This window comes from Rhodococcus wratislaviensis, from assembly GCF_041228765.1.
GTDB lineage: Bacteria > Actinomycetota > Actinomycetes > Mycobacteriales > Mycobacteriaceae > Rhodococcus_F > Rhodococcus_F wratislaviensis.
Map to the genome: position 1 here is coordinate 4001347 of NZ_CP150488.1, position 16972 is coordinate 4018318.

The 16972-nt window shown below is 67.5% G+C and carries 17 protein-coding genes, 1 tRNA gene and 1 pseudogene; 16 read left to right on the forward strand and 3 right to left on the reverse strand.

The window, feature by feature from the left end; translation table 11 throughout:
• Window positions 1–16 precede the first annotated feature (16 nt).
• The 4 genes from WKC72_RS18435 to WKC72_RS18450 all read left to right on the forward strand — a co-directional run bounded on the left by WKC72_RS18435 (window position 17) and on the right by WKC72_RS18450 (window position 3354).
• Window positions 17–1081: a pseudouridine synthase gene (locus WKC72_RS18435; protein ID WP_370183829.1), complete on the forward strand. Its 1065-nt coding sequence runs from the start codon at window positions 17–19 to the stop codon at window positions 1079–1081.
• A complete protein-coding gene (cmk, locus tag WKC72_RS18440; RefSeq protein WP_037229372.1) occupies window positions 1078–1767 on the forward strand; it encodes a (d)CMP kinase in 690 nt (229 codons plus the stop codon). The genes WKC72_RS18435 and cmk overlap by 4 nt, the downstream gene beginning before the upstream one ends.
• Window positions 1764–3191 carry a ribosome biogenesis GTPase Der gene (gene der / locus WKC72_RS18445; RefSeq protein WP_037229374.1) on the forward strand — a complete coding sequence of 476 codons (1428 nt, stop codon included), beginning with the start codon at window positions 1764–1766 and terminating at the stop codon, window positions 3189–3191. The genes cmk and der overlap by 4 nt, the downstream gene beginning before the upstream one ends.
• An 86-nt stretch (window positions 3192–3277) precedes the next feature.
• Window positions 3278–3354: transfer RNA gene (locus WKC72_RS18450), tRNA-Pro, on the forward strand.
• A 60-nt stretch (window positions 3355–3414) separates the two neighbouring features.
• Here the strand turns inward: WKC72_RS18450 and WKC72_RS18455 are convergent.
• Window positions 3415–4176 (reverse strand): L,D-transpeptidase family protein, encoded by a 762-nt coding sequence (locus WKC72_RS18455; RefSeq protein ID WP_112298884.1) that lies wholly within the window; start codon window positions 4174–4176, stop codon window positions 3415–3417.
• A 182-nt stretch (window positions 4177–4358) separates the two neighbouring features.
• On the opposite strand from WKC72_RS18455, the gene WKC72_RS18460 reads away from it, so the two are divergent.
• Window positions 4359–5237, forward strand: coding sequence for a sigma-70 family RNA polymerase sigma factor (locus WKC72_RS18460; RefSeq protein WP_112298633.1), 879 nt, complete (start codon window positions 4359–4361; stop codon window positions 5235–5237).
• A 218-nt stretch (window positions 5238–5455) separates the two neighbouring features.
• On the opposite strand, the pseudogene WKC72_RS18465 reads toward WKC72_RS18460, so the two are convergent.
• Window positions 5456–6724: pseudogene (locus WKC72_RS18465) on the reverse strand (MFS transporter); the annotation flags it as partial.
• Window positions 6725–6878: 154 nt separating this feature from the next.
• Between WKC72_RS18465 and WKC72_RS18470 the strand changes: the two are divergent.
• Window positions 6879–7319 carry an SRPBCC family protein gene (locus WKC72_RS18470; protein ID WP_037229377.1) on the forward strand — a complete coding sequence of 147 codons (441 nt, stop codon included), beginning with the start codon at window positions 6879–6881 and terminating at the stop codon, window positions 7317–7319.
• A 6-nt stretch (window positions 7320–7325) separates the two neighbouring features.
• Here the strand turns inward: WKC72_RS18470 and WKC72_RS18475 are convergent, their stop codons facing one another.
• Window positions 7326–7961 (reverse strand): TetR/AcrR family transcriptional regulator, encoded by a 636-nt coding sequence (locus WKC72_RS18475; protein ID WP_037229707.1) that lies wholly within the window; start codon window positions 7959–7961, stop codon window positions 7326–7328.
• A gap of 211 nt (window positions 7962–8172) precedes the next feature.
• Here WKC72_RS18475 and WKC72_RS18480 point away from each other — a divergent pair, with 211 nt between their 5' ends.
• From WKC72_RS18480 to gcvH, 10 genes are all read left to right on the forward strand, one after another.
• Window positions 8173–8976, forward strand: coding sequence for an SDR family NAD(P)-dependent oxidoreductase (locus WKC72_RS18480; RefSeq protein ID WP_037229378.1), 804 nt, complete (start codon window positions 8173–8175; stop codon window positions 8974–8976).
• A 41-nt stretch (window positions 8977–9017) separates the two neighbouring features.
• Window positions 9018–10139 carry a DUF5938 domain-containing protein gene (locus tag WKC72_RS18485; RefSeq protein WP_037229381.1) on the forward strand — a complete coding sequence of 374 codons (1122 nt, stop codon included), beginning with the start codon at window positions 9018–9020 and terminating at the stop codon, window positions 10137–10139.
• A gap of 34 nt (window positions 10140–10173) precedes the next feature.
• Entirely contained in the window at window positions 10174–11694 is a 1521-nt protein-coding gene (locus WKC72_RS18490) for a long-chain fatty acid--CoA ligase (protein ID WP_037229384.1), read from the forward strand.
• A 72-nt stretch (window positions 11695–11766) separates the two neighbouring features.
• The gene (locus WKC72_RS18495) at window positions 11767–12384 is read left to right on the forward strand and encodes a CoA pyrophosphatase (RefSeq protein WP_037229709.1); all 618 of its coding nucleotides are present in this window, start codon (window positions 11767–11769) and stop codon (window positions 12382–12384) included.
• A gap of 42 nt (window positions 12385–12426) precedes the next feature.
• Entirely contained in the window at window positions 12427–13485 is a 1059-nt protein-coding gene (locus tag WKC72_RS18500; RefSeq protein WP_370183835.1) for an SMP-30/gluconolactonase/LRE family protein, read from the forward strand.
• 115 nt (window positions 13486–13600) lie between these two features.
• Window positions 13601–14224 carry a CDP-alcohol phosphatidyltransferase family protein gene (locus tag WKC72_RS18505; protein WP_128642024.1) on the forward strand — a complete coding sequence of 208 codons (624 nt, stop codon included), beginning with the start codon at window positions 13601–13603 and terminating at the stop codon, window positions 14222–14224.
• Window positions 14224–15087: a DUF881 domain-containing protein gene (locus tag WKC72_RS18510; RefSeq protein WP_128642025.1), complete on the forward strand. Its 864-nt coding sequence runs from the start codon at window positions 14224–14226 to the stop codon at window positions 15085–15087. The genes WKC72_RS18505 and WKC72_RS18510 overlap by 1 nt, the downstream gene beginning before the upstream one ends.
• Window positions 15088–15119: 32 nt before the next feature.
• A complete protein-coding gene (locus tag WKC72_RS18515) occupies window positions 15120–15482 on the forward strand; it encodes a small basic family protein (protein WP_005264197.1) in 363 nt (120 codons plus the stop codon).
• A gap of 7 nt (window positions 15483–15489) precedes the next feature.
• The gene (locus WKC72_RS18520; protein WP_037229398.1) at window positions 15490–16236 is read left to right on the forward strand and encodes a DUF881 domain-containing protein; all 747 of its coding nucleotides are present in this window, start codon (window positions 15490–15492) and stop codon (window positions 16234–16236) included.
• Window positions 16237–16278: 42 nt separating this feature from the next.
• Window positions 16279–16683, forward strand: a complete 405-nt coding sequence (gcvH, locus tag WKC72_RS18525) for a glycine cleavage system protein GcvH (protein ID WP_037229400.1) — start codon at window positions 16279–16281, stop codon at window positions 16681–16683.
• Window positions 16684–16972: the final 289 nt, after the last annotated feature.

The following is a 16972-nucleotide window of genomic DNA, read 5'->3' on the forward strand; positions in this document are numbered from 1 at the left end:
CAGGGATAGTACAAAAGTGAAGAAACCCGCTCGCCGAGATGGCACACCGGATCGCAACAACAACAAGAAGCAGCGCCCCACCAGGTCGGAGACCGGGGGTCGCTCGGACAGGTCGGAAGCTGGAGGGCGACCGAGCCGCTCCGAGACCGATCGGCGTCCGACCAGGTCGGACGCCGTCAAGGGGAAGCCGGGCAGGCCCGACGCCGCGGCCGCGAAGAACAAGCGCGGCAAACCCAAGTCGGCCAAGCCGCAGCGCGCCCAGGCCCACGCGCCCAAGATCAGCAACGCCAAGCCGGCCCGGCACCAGTACGCCGACGCCGCCGATCGGCCCGCCGGCCCGCCGCAGGGCGACGGCATGCGACTGCAGAAGGTTCTCGCCCAGGCCGGTGTCGCGTCGCGCCGTGCGGCCGAGGAACTGATCTCGCAGGGGCGAGTCGAGGTCGACGGCCGCATCGTCATCGAACAGGGACTGCGCATCGACCCCGAGAACGCGGTGGTGCGCGTGGACGGTGTCCGCGTCGTCGTGCAGAAGGACCTGGTCCACCTCGCGCTGAACAAGCCCCGCGGCTGGCAGTCGACGATGTCGGACGACCTGGGTCGCCCGTGCGTCGGCGACATCGTCTCCGAGCGGGTCGCCGCAGGTCAGCGGTTGTTCCACGTCGGTCGACTGGACGCCGACACCGAGGGACTGCTGCTGCTCACCAACGATGGTGATCTGGCGCATCGGCTGATGCATCCGTCCTTCGAGGTGTCGAAGACGTACCTGGCGACTGTGTCGGGTGCCCTCGAGCGCGGCGTCGGAAAGAAGCTCAAGGAGGGTGTCGAGCTCGACGACGGACCGGCGAAGGTCGACACGTTCACCCTGCTCGACATCAACGAGGGCAAGTCGCTCGTCCGTGTCACGCTGCACGAAGGCCGCAAGCACATCGTGCGCCGCCTGTTCGACGCCGTGGGACACCCCGTCATCCGGCTCGTCCGGACGGACATCGGCGCGGTCGCTCTCGGCGACCAGCGTCCCGGCACGCTCCGCGTACTCGGTCGAGGCGAGGTCGGCGGTCTCTACGGGGCGGTGGGCCTGTGAGTACCTCGCCGCTGGTCGTCGCGATGGACGGCCCGTCCGGAACCGGGAAGTCGAGCGTCTCGCGGATGCTCGCGCAGCGGCTCGACGCCCGGTACCTCGATACCGGCGCCATGTACCGGATCGCGACGCTGCATGCGCTGCGTAAGGGCGTGGACCTCACCGATCCCGCCGCGATCGCCGACGCGACCGCAGGGCTGCCGTGGTCGATCGGCACGGACCCGGCGGGCGAGCAGGTTCTGCTCGACGGGGAGGACGTGGGGGAGGAGATCCGCGGCGACGCGGTGACCAAGGCCGTCTCGGCTGTCTCCGCCGTGCCGGCGGTGCGTGAACTGCTTGTCGCGGCGCAGCGTCGTCTCGCGGGCGAGGCCGAACGGATCGTCGTCGAAGGCCGGGACATCGGCACCGTCGTCATCCCGGACGCCGACGTGAAGATCTATCTCACCGCCTCGGCGGAAGCCCGGGCACAGCGCAGAAATGCGCAGAATCTCGCAGAAGGACGAGGTGACGACTACGCGGCCGTGCTGGCCGACGTGCAGCGTCGTGACCACCTCGACTCCACGCGCGCCGTGTCGCCGCTGCGGCCGGCCGACGATTCCGTGCTGGTCGACACCAGCGAACTCGGAATCGACGACGTGATCGGCAGGTTGCTGCTGGTGGTTAGCGAAAGAAGGGGAGCAGGGCAGTGACCGAACAATTCACCACCGAGTTCGCAGGCGACGGCACCTGGAGTGAGGAATCGGACTGGGAGGTCCTGGACCTCGAAGACGGTGGCGACGGAGAGTCCCACGTCCCGGTCCCCACCCTCGCAGTGGTCGGTCGCCCGAACGTCGGCAAGTCGACGCTCGTCAACCGGATCATCGGCCGACGCGAAGCCGTGGTCGAGGACATCCCCGGTGTCACCCGCGACCGTGTCTCCTACGAGGCGAACTGGAGTGGCCGCCGCTTCATGGTGCAGGACACCGGCGGCTGGGAACCCGACGCCAAGGGCCTGCAGCAGTCGGTGGCCCGGCAGGCGGAACTGGCGATGCAGACCGCGGACGCGATTCTCCTCGTCGTCGACGCCGTCGTCGGCGCCACCGCAACGGACGAGGCTGTGGCCAAGGTCCTGCGCCGGTCCAAGACCCCGGTTCTGCTGGTGGCCAACAAGGTCGACGACGGCCGAACCGAATCCGAGGTGGCCGCACTGTGGTCGCTCGGTCTCGGACAGCCGCACTCGGTGAGTGCGACGCACGGCCGCGGTACCGGCGATCTCCTCGACGAGGTGCTTGCCGCCCTCCCGGAAACCCCGCGTGAAGGCATCCCCGGCGGCGGGCCGCGACGCGTGGCTCTGGTCGGGAAGCCGAACGTCGGGAAGTCGAGCCTGCTGAACAAGCTGTCGGGCGACGAGCGTTCGGTGGTCCACAATGTCGCGGGGACCACCGTCGATCCGGTCGACTCGATCGTGGAGCTCGGCGGCAGGCCGTGGCGTTTCGTCGACACCGCCGGTCTGCGCAAGCGGGTCAGCCACGCCAGCGGCGCCGAATTCTACGCATCGCTGCGGACGAAGAGCGCCATCGAGGCCGCCGAGGTCGCGATTCTGCTGATCGACGCATCCGAGCCGATCTCGGAGCAGGACCTGCGCGTGCTGAGCATGGTGGCCGACGCCGGGCGGGCCCTCGTCATCGCGTTCAACAAGTGGGATCTCGTCGACGAGGACCGGCGACTCCAGCTGGACCGGGAAGTCGATCGGGACCTGGTGCGGGTGCCGTGGGCACAGCGAGTCAACATCTCGGCGCAGACGGGGCGCGCGGTGCAGAAGCTCGTCCCCGCCCTGGACACCGCACTGGAATCCTGGGACAAGCGCATTCCCACGGGCCGGCTCAACACCTGGCTCAAGGAAGTCGTCGCCGCGACTCCGCCACCGATGCGCGGTGGCCGACTGCCTCGCGTGATGTTCGCCACGCAGGCCGGAACGCGTCCGCCGACGTTCGTGCTGTTCACGACCGGGTTCCTCGAGGCGGGCTACCGCCGGTTCCTGGAGCGGCGTCTGCGCGAGGAGTTCAATTTCGACGGCAGCCCCGTCCGCATCTCGGTGCGGGTGCGGGAAAAGCGTGAGCGGCGAAGTCGTTGATCCGACAGAATGCGCTCTGACCAGGCGATTAGCGTTACGGACTGCCCCTGATGTAATCTCATCGAGCACCTGAACGAGGGTGTGGACGGGCTGTGGCGCAGCTTGGTAGCGCACTTGACTGGGGGTCAAGTGGTCGCAGGTTCAAATCCTGTCAGCCCGACCAGATGATCAGCGAAGGCGGTTTCCCGGAAACGGGAAACCGCCTTTTCTGTGTCTCGGGCACTCAATCCGTCACGATGACCGGGTCGCCGATCTTCGCGTTGTCGTAGAACCACTGCGCGTTCTCAGTGCTGAGATTGATGCAGCCGTGGCTGACGTTCTCGAAGCCCTGAGAGTTCACCGACCACGGTGCGGCGTGCACGAAGATCCCGCCCCACGTGATTCGGGTGGCGTACTCGACGTAGAGCCGGTAGCCCTCCTCCGAGTCGATCGGGACGCCGTACGTCGACGAATCCATGATCATGTCGCGGAACTGCTCGATGACGGGGAACGTCCCGAGCGGTGTCTCGTATCCGGGTTTGCCCATGGACGCGGGCATGGTCTGAACGACCTGGTCGTTGATGCTGACGGTGAACTGGTGCGTCGTCGTGTTGGCGACGGCGACGAGTGCGTCACCCACCTGGAACTGCGATCTCGCGCCCGCCGCCTCGACGGTCACCCGGGTGTGGGCCGGCCAGAAGTGCTCCGGGGTCCACTGCACGGTGCGGTCGTCGATCCAGGAGAACTGCCCGGGGACCGGTGTCGACGGCATGATCCGGACACCCTGTTCGGCGAGTGCGCGATCGGACACCGGTGACGCGAACCGGACGACGACGGGGTGCGCGATGCCGACGACCTGACCGCTTGCGGGGGACAGTGCCGGGGTGATGATCTTCCCGGTGACGGCCGGGGCCTGCGCCGCCGCGGTGGCGCTCACTGCGCACACGGCCAGCGCCGCGAGTACCGAGACGAGAAACAGACGTCCGACCTGCTGCGCTTTCGACATGACGTCCAGCCCTTCAGCGACTGTGAGCGTCATTTCAGTTAACCACGGCGATATCCGACAGCGGAACCAGGGAAACTGGATGCATTGTGCGCATCAGAGAGCTACGGGCGACGCGACGTCGTCACATCGGCCGCGTTTCGCCGGTCACATAGGTGACAGACCGCGACGGAAGGATGTGACCGGTGAACGAGAACGACGTGCTGGCGCAGCAGTTCGAGGCCCATCGCACGCACTTGCGCGCGGTGGCCTACCGGATGCTCGGCTCGATCGGCGAGGCCGAGGACGCCGTGCAGGAATCCTGGCTGCGACTGAGCCGCACCGACGCCGACACCGTCGAGAACCTGGGCGGCTGGCTGACGACGGTGGTGGCGCGGGTGTGCCTGAACATGCTGCAGTCACGCAGGTCGCGGCGTGAAGATCCCCTGGACGCGGTGATGCCCGACCCGATCGTGACCCGGGCGGACGGCAGCGACCCCGAACACGAGGCGGTGCTGGCCGATTCGGTGGGTCTCGCGCTGCTCGTGGTCCTCGGCACGCTCGCTCCTGCCGAGCGGTTGGCGTTCGTGCTGCACGACATGTTCGCGGTGCCGTTCGACGACATCGCCCCGATCGTGGAGCGAACCCCGGCGGCCGCCCGGCAACTGGCCAGCCGCGCACGGCGGCGTCTGCAGGGAGCCCCCGTTCCCGACACCGATCCGGTCCGCCAGCGGGCGGTCGTCGACGCGTTCCTGGCGGCCGCGCGGAGCGGCGACTTCGACGCGCTCGTGGCGGTGCTCGATCCGGATGTCGTGCTCCGCGCCGATACCGGAGCACTGCCTGTGGGCGCCTCCACGACGGTGCGCGGTTCGGAGACCGTCGCGGGCCGGGTCCTCGGGTTCGCTCGGCTGGCTCGATTCGCGCATCCGGCGCTCGTCAACGGTGCCGCCGGGGTGGTCGCGATCTCCGACGGGCAGCTGCTGTCGGTCATGGGCGTCACGATCCGGCGGGGGAAGATCGTCGAGATCGACATCCTCGCCGACCGCGAGCGCCTCGCCGGGCTCGTCGTCGAGAACCTCGACTGACGAGCCCAGCGTGGTCAGTTCGTGCGGTGCTCGCCGTCTCCGTGTGCGTTGCCGGTGCGCAGGCCGATCAGGGCCGCGGCGACGAGGAAGATGCTGCCGGTCAGCAGCGCTCGCTGGAAGCCGAGGGTGAGTGCCTCGGGCACAGGCGAATTCGCTGCGAGCAGATGCTGGGAATGCGAGGTGGCGATCGCGGCGAAGATCGCGAGACCGAGTGCGCTGCCGACCTGCTGGGAGGCGTTCAACAACGCCGCCGCGAGCCCTGCCTCGCCGGCAGGCACACCGGCGTTGGCCGCGGTCGTCACACCGACGAAGACGGCGCCGAGACCGAACGACACGATCATCAGTCCGGGCAGCAGATCGTCGAGATAGGACCCGTCGACGGGAATCCGGGACAGCAGGTACAGGCCGGCCGAGGCCACCAGCGCGCCCGCGACGATGACGGGACGGGGTCCGGTCCGGGTGAGCACCTGGGAGGAAATCCCGGCGGCGACACCGACACCCAGGCAGAGCGGCAGGTAGGCGGCACCGGTCTGGATGGGGGAGTAGCCGAGAACGTTCTGCATGTAGAGAGTCAGGAAGAAGAACATCGCGATGAGACCCGCAAAAGCAATCAGCCCTGTGACATTGGCGGCGGCAAGCCCTTTGACGCGGAATATCGACAGCGGCAGGAGAGGGTGCGGATTGCGCTGCTCGTTGATCACGAACGCCACGATCAGAACGAATGCGCCGGCGAACTCGGCGATCGTGCGGGCGCTGCCCCATCCCTGGTCGGGTGCCTTCACCAGGGCGTAGACGAGCACCAGCATCCCGCCGGTGCCGAGCACACTGCCCGCGACGTCGAAATTCGCGAACCGGGCGCGGCGCCGGTCGCCGGGAATGAGCGCGAAGACCGCCGGAAGCACGAGCGCGCACGCCAGTGGGTTGACGAACAGCACCCATCGCCAGCCAGGCCCCTCGGTGAGCACGCCGCCGAGAAACACACCGACGGCGGATGCGAGACCGCCCACCCCGGCCCAGACACCCAGTGCGGTATGCCGCTCGGGGCCCTCCTCGAACGTCGTCGTCAGAATCGACAGCGCGGCCGGAAGCATCAGTGCCGCACCGACACCCTGCGCGAGCCGTGCGCCGATCAGGATCTCCGCGTTTCCGGCGAACCCGCCGATCAGCGATGACAGCCCGATCACGACGGTGCCGGTGACGAGCACGCGACGGCGACCGAGCAGGTCGGCCAGGCGGCCGCCGAGCAGCATGAATCCGCCGTAGGTGAGGAGGTAGGCGCTCGGGACCCATTGCAGTTCCTGAACCGAGATGTCCAGGTCGCTGCGCATGTCGGGCAGGGCGATGTTGACGATGGATGCGTCGACGAAGTCGAGAAATGCCACGGCGCACAACAGCGCCAGCGTGAGAGTGCCGCGGGCGGTGGAGAGAAACGGGCGTGCCGGGGTCGATCGTCCGGCCCGGGAGGTATCGCCGACCGAGATGTCCATGTCGAAGCCTTTCTGTGCTCAGGGTTCGTGCAGAGGACGCCGCAGTGGTCGTCCGTCACTTCTATGACCGACGGCCCGGCGGTGATGTGACCGCGCCGCGGCTGCGTCGCGAGTACTGTCGGAACCCGGCAGGTCACGGAAACGGGAGGCTGGCATGGCTGGACGGTTCGAAGGCACTGTTGTGATCAATCGCCCCATCGAGGAAGTGTTCGCGTACCTCGCCGCCGGGGTCAACGACCGGGACTTCAGTCCCCGGGTGCAGGAGATCGTGAAGAAGACGGACGGTCCGCCGGGCGTCGGGACCATCTTCGTCAGCACCGTCAAGGATGCCGGGATGACCACGAAGCGGGAGTTCGAGATCACCGAATTCGAGGTGCCACGGAAGATTCGCTGGGCGGAGCGTTCGAAGAATTCCATCACCGCGAAAGAGGGTGGTTACGACCTCGAACCCTCGGGCGCAGGGACCAAGGTGACGATCTTCAACGTGCTGGAGGGGCACGGAATAGGAAAGCTGATCGCACCTCTCGCCCTTCGGGCGGCCCGGAAGGACGCACCCGATTTCGCGCAGCGGATCAAGGCCGCCGCGGAGAAGTGACCGGCCTTACCGTGCCGGAATGACGAGCTCCAGTACCTGATCGACGTTGTCCGCGAGGCTGTCCGCCGCGGTGTCGTCGCCCGACAGATACCGTGCGAGGCTCTGCTGGAACAGTCCGTCGAAGACCGCATACATGGTGGCCGGGGCGATGGTGATCGTGCGCCCCGCCAGTTCCGCGTACCGGGACACGATGCGCCAGATCATGTTTTCGAGACTTTTGTCGATCGCGGCGACGTCTGCGCGGAACGACTCCTCGAACAGCGACTGCGAGCGGAGGTCGTACCAGAGGCGATGCATGGTGGCCTCGTCGCGGAGCGAATCCACCAGCACCCGGCCGAATCCCGCCTTCAACTCCTCGGGAGTCTGCGCTGTGGCGACCACGCCGTCGTATCGCGTGACGCACCGGGCCTTGTAGTGCCGGACGCAGTGCGTGATCAGATCGACCTTGTCGCTGAAGTAGTAGTGCAGGACGCCGTGGGAGAACTCGGAGTTCTGGGCGATCTCCCGGAGGCTGGTGCGGGCGTAGCCGAGTTCCGAGAGGGTCTGCAACGCGGCCTCGGCGAGCTGATCCCGGCGCTCGGCGAATTTGTCGACCTGGCGGCGCGAGACCCGATCGGCGTTCTTCTCGGCGACGGGTGTCACGGCAATGATTCCTGTTCGGCTCGCATGGTCCAGCACGGTGTGCATCAGTCTAGCTCGCGTTCCTTGACGACTGTGTAACAAAAACTTGACAGTCGTCAAGAGAATTCTTGACAGTCGTCCAAAGTCGAATACTCTGTGATCCACACCACATTGCACGGCTCGGTCTCGTGACGTGGTTTCCGCGAATCGTCTCGTACGAAGGCAGGTCGGAATGAGCGTGAGTGATCTTGCAGGACGGAAAGCGCTGGTCACCGGTGGTGCGAAGGGGTTGGGCGCCGGTATGGCTGCCGCCCTCGCCGACGCCGGTGCGGCGGTCGTGATCGGCGACGTCCTCGAGGAGGAGGGGCACGCGACCGCCGATTCCGTCGGGAAGTCCGGCGTCGACACCGGATTCGTGAAACTCGACGTCACCGACGACGGCAACTGGGAGCGCGCCGTCGCCGCCACCGTGGAGCAACTCGGCGGATTCGACCTCCTCGTCAACAACGCGGGCATCGAGATCTCGTCACTCGTGGTCGACATCGATCCCGCCGACATCCGCCGGATGTGCGACGTCAATATTCTCGGTGTCGCGCTCGGTCTGAAACACGGTCTGCGCGCCATGCGTCCCGGAGGCGCGGCGGGAGCGGGCGGGGCGATCGTCAACGTCTCGTCGGTGGCCGCGACGATCCCGTTCCCGGGTATCGCCGGGTACTCCGCCACCAAGTCGGCCGTCGACCGGCTGACCCGGGTCGCGGCCCAAGAGGCAGGCAAACTCGGGTACGGCGTCCGCGTGAACTGCGTGTACCCCGGGCTGGTCGCCACGGAGATGGGACTCGGGCTGGCCGCCGACATGGAGAGGCTCGGACTGTGGCCCAGCGCCGACGCCGCGGTGGCCGACGTGATCGGCCTGACGCCGCTCGGGCGACTCGGCGAGGTCGCGGACATCGCCGACACCGTCGTCTTCCTGGCCTCCGACGCCGCTCGCTTCGTCACCGGAATCGGCCTGCCGGTCGACGGTGGCATGGGCATGTAACCGATCTCCCCGGACTCTTCTCACATTCTGAAAGGCACGTCATGACCGACAAGAAGCCCGTCATCGTCTACGGAGTCTCCGGTTACACCGGGCGGCTCGTGTGTGAATACCTGCGCGAGTTCAACATTCCGTTCGTCGCCGCGGGCCGGGACAAGAAGCGGATCCAGGAAGTGCTGGACCGCATCCCCGGGCTGGACACCGTCGACCACGAGGTGGTCGAGGTGGAGCACACTGTGCCGGCGCTGACCGAACTGTTCAGCGGCGCACGGGTTGTCAGCAACATGGTCGGCCCGTTCATCAAGCACGGCGCCGTCGTCGTCGAGGCGGCTCTCGCCGCGGGCTGTCATTACACCGACACGACCGGTGAGCAGGACTGGGTTCTGGACGTGCAGGCGAAGTTCGGCGACAAGTTCGCGGAGAAGGGGCTGCTGCTGTCTCCGGGCGTCGCGCAGATGTACACCACCGGTGAAATCGCCGCGAACATCGCGCTGGAGACGCCGGGGTTGGACACTCTCGACATCCTGGTGTTGTGGAAGGGCTTTCCCACCTACGCGTCCACGCAGACGATCTTCACGATCCTCAAGGCCGACTGGTACTACCTCGAACAGAACCGGTACGAGAAGTGGGACCCTGGTACCACATTCGACGTCGTGGTGCCGGGACAGCACCAGATGGCCCTCGCGCTGCCGTGGGGCGGCACCTGCCATCCCGTGTGGTTCAAGGACGATCCGCGGGTGGCGAACGTGAAGGCGGCAGGAGGCGTGTTCGACCGTTCCGTGATGGAGGGTGTCGTCGCGACGCAGAAGATGGTCGAGGAGCAGATCAAGACCCTTCCCGCGGACGAGCAGGACGCGGCCCTCGCGGAGATCGCCGGCTCCGTGCAGGCGGGAATGCCGCCGAGGGAGAACCCGCGCGTCAACACGTCGCTGGACTCCGTGTACGCGTCGGGCCCGCTGGGTCGGGCGCACTGCGTCATCCACGGAAACTGCAACTACAAACAGACGGGGCTCCTGCAGGCGTACGCCGCGTACTCCCTGTTGCAGCAGCCTCCGAAGCGGACGGGTCTCGCGTCGGCGTGCCAGGCGTTCGGGCATCGCGAACTTCTCGGAATCCTGCGCAGCTTCGGCCTCGTGATGGAGCCGGTTCTCACCGTGCAGAGCTGATCGTCCCGGCCGCGACTTCGAGGAGGACCCCACGATGCGCTTGACCGACTACCTCGACAAGGGTGCCTCGCTCGGACCGTCGGAGCCGTGCCTGACGATGGGCGACCGGACACTGTCGTACGCCGATGTCCAGGACCTGAGCCGGCGCGTCGCGGCCGCGCTGGCACGGTCGGGGATCGCCGCGGGCGATAAGGTGGCCGTCCTGTCCGGCAACGACCCGACCGCGTTCTCCTGCGTGTTCGGGATCAGCCGGGCGGGGGCGGTGTGGTGCCCGATCAACCCGCGGAACGAGGCCGCGGAGAATCGGGACCTGCTCGACCTCTTCGACTGTCGCTGCCTGATCTTCCAGAAGGCGTTCGCGCCCTTGGTCGATCGGATCCGGCAGCAATTGCCGCTGCTGACGACCCTCGTGTGTCTCGACGGCGACGAGGAGTACGCCCACCCGTTCGACGACTGGCTGGGTACCGAACGTCTCGACGCCGAGCCCGTCGACGACCTCGCGCTGATCGTCGGCACCGGCGGGACGACGGGGAAGCCGAAGGGTGTGATGCTCACCGGCCGGAACATCGAGACGATGTCTGCGCTGACCCTGATGAGCTACCCGTTCGACGGCAGACCGGTCTACCTCGCACTCGCGCCGTTGACGCACGCGGCCGGCGTCCTGTGCTTTCCGATCCTCGCCCTCGGCGGGCAGGTGGTCATCATGCCCGCGCCCGACCTGGGGCAGTTCCTCGCGCACATCGACCGGAACCGCGTCACCCACACGTTCCTCCCGCCGACCCTGATCTACATGCTGCTGGACCACGCCGACCTGGAGACGACGGACCTGAGCTCGCTGCAGTGCTTCTGGTACGGCGCGGCGCCGATCTCGCCGACCCGGCTCGACGAGGCGCTGACCCGGATCGGGCCGGTGATGGCGCAGCTGTTCGGGCAGAGCGAGGCGCCGATGATGATCGCGACGATGGCGCCGAAAGACCATTTCCACGCGGACGGCTCGGTCGCGACCGCCCGGCTGAGCTCCGCGGGCAGGCCCTCCCCGCTGGTCACCGTCGCGATCATGGACGGGCAGGGGACGCTGCTGCCTGCCGGTGAGCGAGGCGAAGTGGTCGTGCGCAGCTCGCTCGTCATGACGGGGTACTACAAGAATCCCGTTGCGACGCAGGAGGCGTCGGCGCACGGCTGGCATCACACGGGCGACATCGGGTACCTCGACGACGACAACTTCCTGTACATCGTCGACCGGGCCAAGGACATGATCATCACCGGCGGGTTCAACGTCTATTCCGTCGAAGTGGAACAGGCGCTCATGGCGTACCCCGGAATCCAGGACTGCGGGGTGATCGGGCTCCCCGACGAGAAATGGGGTGAACGTGTCGTCGCCGTCGTCCAGTCCCGAGCCGGAACACCGATCGAGGCCGACGCACTCACGGCGTTCGTGAAAGCGCGCATCGGCAGTGTGAAGACCCCGAAGGAAATCCTGGTCTGGCCCGATCTGCCTCGTTCCAAGCTGGGGAAGGTCCTCAAGAACGAGATCAGGCAGCAGTTGCTCGGCTGACGGCCGGCGCGGGGTTCGAAACGCGGAGGATCGAAGCGTGGGTTTCGCCGCGACTGGCGATACTGTCGGGTGATGGTGAATGGGCACGCACTGAGCAGGGACCGGCTCGCCGACGCGCTGGCGCGCTTCGAACCACGGATCGTGGACCCGACGAATCGGCGGTCCGCGGCGGTCGTGATCGCCGTGATGAACGACGGCGCCGACGGTCAGGCCGTTCCGCTGACCATGCGCCCCAGCAAGATGCGCGCGCACCCGGGGCAGTTCGCGTTGCCCGGCGGCGGAGTGGATCCGGGGGAGACCGGCGAGGACGCCGCCCGGCGCGAGCTGCACGAGGAACTCGGCCTCGACGTGGAGCCGTCCGCGGTGCTCGGCCGGCTCGACGACTATGTCACCCGCTCCGGGTACGTCATCACACCGTTCGTCGTGTGGTCGGACCAGCCGATCACGTCGCTCGTCCCCAACCGCGAGGAAGTGGCGGAAGTGTTCTCGGTGGGCGTTCCCGAAATCGACGCGGAGCCGCGGTTCGTCGAGATCCCCGAATCGTCGAAACCGGTGATCCAATGGCCGTTCCGGCGTCACCTCGTGCACGCCCCGACAGGCGCAGTCGTGTACCAGTTCCGGGAGGTCGCGCTGCACGGCAGGCACACCCGGATCGACGGTTTCGACCAGCCGGTCTTCGCCTGGCGTTAGCGAGACCCCATCGACCGGCGGGCACGACTAATCTCACAGTTCGTGACCCTCTTCGAGTCTCTCGCCCGCAAGCTCGACCGCACCGGTGTCGACCCCGTCGTCTGGCACGCCCCGCCGCCGCCACCCCTCACGGGAGTGCTCGCTCCCAACGGTGTGCTCGACGGCGCGCACCGCTGGACGCTCCCTACCGGAGAAGGCCCGGAGGACGTTGCCGTCGATCACGACGGCCGGGTGGTCACCGGAGGCAACGACGGCCGGATCTGGCGGTTCGACAGCCGAGGCGGTGCCACCGAACTCGCGAACACCCGCGGGCGCCCCCTCGGAGTCGAGGTCCTGGACGACGGCCGATTCCTGGTCTGCGACGCCGAGCGCGGTGTGCTGAGGGTCGACGAGAAGGGGCGCGTCGACGTGCTGGCCGACGCCGCGGCCGGGCGCCCGCTCGTGGCGTGCAACAACTCGGCGGTCGGCCGGGACGGCATCGTGTACTTCACCGACTCCTCGGCGCACTTCACGATCGCCGACCACTGCTACGACCTTCTCGAGCACCGGGGGACCGGCCGCCTGCTGCGCCTGGACCCGCGGACAGGGGAGACCGACGTCCTCGCCGAAGGACTGCAGTTCGCCAACGGCGTGGGACTGGCCTCGGACGAATCGTTCGTCCTCGTCGCCGAGACCGGCTCGTACCAGATCTCCCGCGTCGACCTGACCGGCCCGTCGCAGGGTGCGGCGTCGGTGTGGGCCGCGAATCTGCCCGGCATACCGGACAACATGACGTCCCAGACACGTGACGGGCTGTTCTGGGTGGCGCTCTACAGCCCGCGGATGCGGTTGCTGGACCTGCTCGCGCCCTACCCCACGCTGCGCATCGTCGCGGCGAACCTGCCGGAGGCCGTGCAACCGAATCCGGAGCACGCCGGCTGGGTGATCGCCCTCGATCACCGCGGCGAGATCGTCCACAGCCTGCGCGGAGGCAAGGGCAGCTATTCACCTGTCACCGGTGTGCGGGAACACGACGGGTGGCTGTACCTGGGAAGTCTGACCGCGGACGCCGTAGCGCGGGTTCCGGCCCCACCGCGACCGGGCGTCGCGCGGGGCGAATGACACGGCCGGACGGACGGGACGATCGACTGAACACCATCCCGGTTGTGGAAGAGTGGCGAGAGCGGTGCGACGAGCGCCCGAAGACAGGTCCGCACTCGACGCTGGGGAGATTTTGGTGAATTCGGTGGACCGGGACACTACGCGGTCGGACCGGATCGTGACCGTCCCGAACCTCCTGAGCGTGGTTCGACTCCTCGGGGTGCCGCTGTTCGTGTACCTGCTGCTCGTCACCCATTCCGACGGGTGGGCGCTCGCGATCCTCATGATCAGCGGCTTCACCGACTGGCTCGACGGCAAGCTGGCGCGGATCCTGGACCAATCGTCGAAGCTGGGTGCGCTGCTCGACCCCTTCGTCGATCGGCTCTACGTCGTCACGACGCTGGTGACGTTCGTCCTGCGCGGATTCATCCCGTGGTGGGTGGCGGCCATCCTGATCGGCCGCGACGCCGTTCTCGCGCTCACGCTGTTCATCTACCGACGCCGCGGTCTGCCACCCCCCGACGTGATGTACCTCGGCAAGGGTGCCACGTTCCTGCTGATGTTCGCGCTGCCCATGACCCTCGCGGCGCACGGTGACTGGAGCATCGCGACCGTGGCGGAGCCGCTCGGCGCGGCGCTCCTGATCTGGGGCACGGTGCTGTACGTGTGGACCGGGTTGCTCTACACCGTGAACGCGCTGACCGTCGCGCGCACCGTTCCCGTGCGAGGACCGGGCGGCGAGGAACGCGAGGTCCATTGATGAAACGGACAGATTCCGGCATCCGCAGGAATCCGGTGCCGTCCCTGCTGCGGTCTCTGATGAACGATCATCTGGACCCCGGCTACGAGGGTGCGGCGGAGGATCGTGAGCAGGGACATTCACGGCAGACGCGGGTCGGTCAGCAGGTGTGGATCGCGATCGGTGCGCTGCTCGTGGGTCTGGTGCTGTCGGTCGCCTACCGGCAGGCGACCGAACGGCTTCCCGGCACCGAGCAGGTGCGGTCCGAGCTTCTGAGCAAGGTGCAGGACGCCGAGGACCGGGCGGGCGCCCTCGCCGCCACCCGGGACACGCTGTCGACACAGACCGACGACGCGCGCGCCACCGCGCTGGCCGGCGACGCCCGGGGTGCGGCACTGCTCGACGAGCTTCGTGGCCTCGAGGGAGACGCCGGAGTCGAGGCCGTGCACGGTCCCGGGCTCACCGTGACGTTGACGGACCCCGCGGCCAAGCCCAACCTGTCCGACTCGTCCCAGCGCAGTGTCGGGGGGAAGGCCGTGGTGCTCGACCGCGACCTCCAGTCGGTGGTCAATTCACTGTGGGCGAGCGGCGCCGAGGCCATCGCGGTCGGGGACGTGCGGATCGGGCCGTCGGTGACGATCCGGCAGGCGGGTGGCGCGATGCTCGTGGACAATCAGCCGGTGTTCTCGCCGTACGTGGTCTCGGCGATCGGCCCGCAAGGGCCGATGCAGACCGGATTCGTGGTGAGCGACGCCTACCTGCGGATGTCCAGCGTGGCGCAGTTGTACGGCATCGGCTTCGCGGTGGCGGAGGCCGACGATCTCCACTTGCCCGCCGCCCCGGCGCGGGAAGTGCGGGCGGCCCGGGAAGTGGGAACACGATGACAACGGCGGAGTCGAATGGAGGCGTCACACGAATGAAGGCAGCACTGAAGGGCGGATCCGCGATCTACGGGGTGCTCGCCCTGATCGTGGGCATCGTGCTGGGCGTGGTGTTCAGCCCGCAAGTGCCCGACGCCGTGCAGCCCTACCTGCCCATCGCCGTCGTCGCCGCGCTCGACGCGGTGTTCGGCGGATTGCGCGCGTACCTCGACGAGATCTTCGACTCGAAGGTTTTCGTCGTCTCGTTCGTGTTCAACGTCCTGGTGGCGGCCCTGATCGTGTGGCTCGGTGACCAACTCGGTGTCGGAACCCAATTGTCCACCGCGATCGTCGTCGTGCTGGGCATCCGCATCTTCGGCAACGCGGCCGCGCTCCGGCGACGACTGTTCGGGGCGTGATCGCGGCGTGAGCGGACACGAGGGAAGACACGAACTGCACGGGAACGAACCGGCGACGTCGCAGCGCTCACACGTCGTCTTCGCGCTGCTGGCCGCGCTCCTGCTCGGTGGGCTGGGAATCGCGATCGTGACGCAGGTGAAGAACACCGGGTCCGGCGACACCCTCGACTCGGCGAGCCCGGCGGATCTGCTGGTCGTCCTGGACACGCTGAACCAGCGGGAGGCGGCTCTGCGGCAGGAGATCGCATCGCTGGAACAGACCTTGGCAACGTTGCAACAGAGTGGCAGTTCCGGGGCGGCCCTCGACGAGGCGCAGGCCCGGTTGACGGCACTGTCGATCCAGGTCGGCAGCGCACCGGCCACCGGCCCGGGGGTGACGATGCGCATCACCGACCCCAACAAGGGGGTCGGCTCCGAGGTTCTGCTCGACCTCGTGCAGGAATTGCGTGCCGCCGGCGCCGAAGCCGTCCAGATCCAGGGTGCGGAGGGCCCGCCCATCCGGATCGGCGTCGACTCCTGGGTGTCCGGTTCGGCCGGCGGCGTGTCGGTGGACGGCCGGAAGGTGAACGCCCCCTACGGGGTGGTCGCCATCGGTGATCCGCCGACTCTGGCGGCGGCCCTGAACATTCCCGGCGGGGTGGTCGACACGGTCGCGCGCAGCGGCGGACAGCTGACGATCGAACAATCGCAGCAGGTCACGATCTCCGCCTTGCGGGAGGCGAAACCTCGCCAATACGCTCAGCCCGGAAATTGATCTTCGCATCCGCCCGCGGATTGCCATCGAAAGGAAGCCACTGTGAGTGAGCTCGAAATCCCCGCCGATCGTCGGTACACCGCCGAACACGAGTGGGTCGAGCGGACGGGGCCCACGACGGTACGCGTCGGCATCACCGATTTCGCGCAGTCCCAGCTCGGCGACGTCGTGTTCGTCCAGCTTCCGGCGGTCGACGAGGACGTGACGGCGGGCGAATCGTTCGGCGAGGTGGAATCCACCAAGAGCGTCTCCGACATCTTCGCCCCGCTGACGGCGAAAGTCGTTGCCGCCAATGCCGATCTGGACGGCAACCCGGAACTCGTGAACTCCGCGCCGTACGGGCAGGGGTGGCTGGTGGACCTCGGTGTCGACGACGAGGCGACCCTCGATTCGGCACTGGCCGAAATGCTGGACGCCGCCGGCTATGCAGACATCACGGCAGGATAATTTCCCGAGAACACGCGAAGCGGTAATCGGATAGTTTCGGAAGGTGCCGACAGCCCGGAAAACCGGGTTGCCGGAGAAATCCGCTGTCGGAATACCGGTTCGTAATGTGCTGGCGGCCTGTCTCACTACACGCACCGGCGTGCGCAGGGTACGGTCGATGTTGAACGCATGTGCCGTGTCGGGGCGCAGGTCCGTAGTTTGAATGTGATCGTGGGAGTTTGCACGGAAGTTAATGTGCACGGGAACCGAATTATGTAGTACCGAGTGGCATTGCGTAGTCCAGCGAATC

Bases quoted from the DNA above. Each gene is read 5' to 3' on its own strand.
- WKC72_RS18455 (WP_112298884.1), bottom strand. From the start codon at position 4,176: ATGTCGAAAGCGCAGCAGGTCGGACGTCTGTTTCTCGTCTCGGTACTC.
- WKC72_RS18470 (WP_037229377.1), top strand. From the start codon at position 6,879: ATGGCTGGACGGTTCGAAGGCACTGTTGTGATCAATCGCCCCATCGAG.
- WKC72_RS18480 (WP_037229378.1), top strand. From the start codon at position 8,173: ATGAGCGTGAGTGATCTTGCAGGACGGAAAGCGCTGGTCACCGGTGGT.
- WKC72_RS18485 (WP_037229381.1), top strand. From the start codon at position 9,018: ATGACCGACAAGAAGCCCGTCATCGTCTACGGAGTCTCCGGTTACACC.
- WKC72_RS18490 (WP_037229384.1), top strand. From the start codon at position 10,174: ATGCGCTTGACCGACTACCTCGACAAGGGTGCCTCGCTCGGACCGTCG.
- WKC72_RS18495 (WP_037229709.1), top strand. From the start codon at position 11,767: ATGGTGAATGGGCACGCACTGAGCAGGGACCGGCTCGCCGACGCGCTG.
- WKC72_RS18510 (WP_128642025.1), top strand. From the start codon at position 14,224: ATGAAACGGACAGATTCCGGCATCCGCAGGAATCCGGTGCCGTCCCTG.
- WKC72_RS18515 (WP_005264197.1), top strand. From the start codon at position 15,120: ATGAAGGCAGCACTGAAGGGCGGATCCGCGATCTACGGGGTGCTCGCC.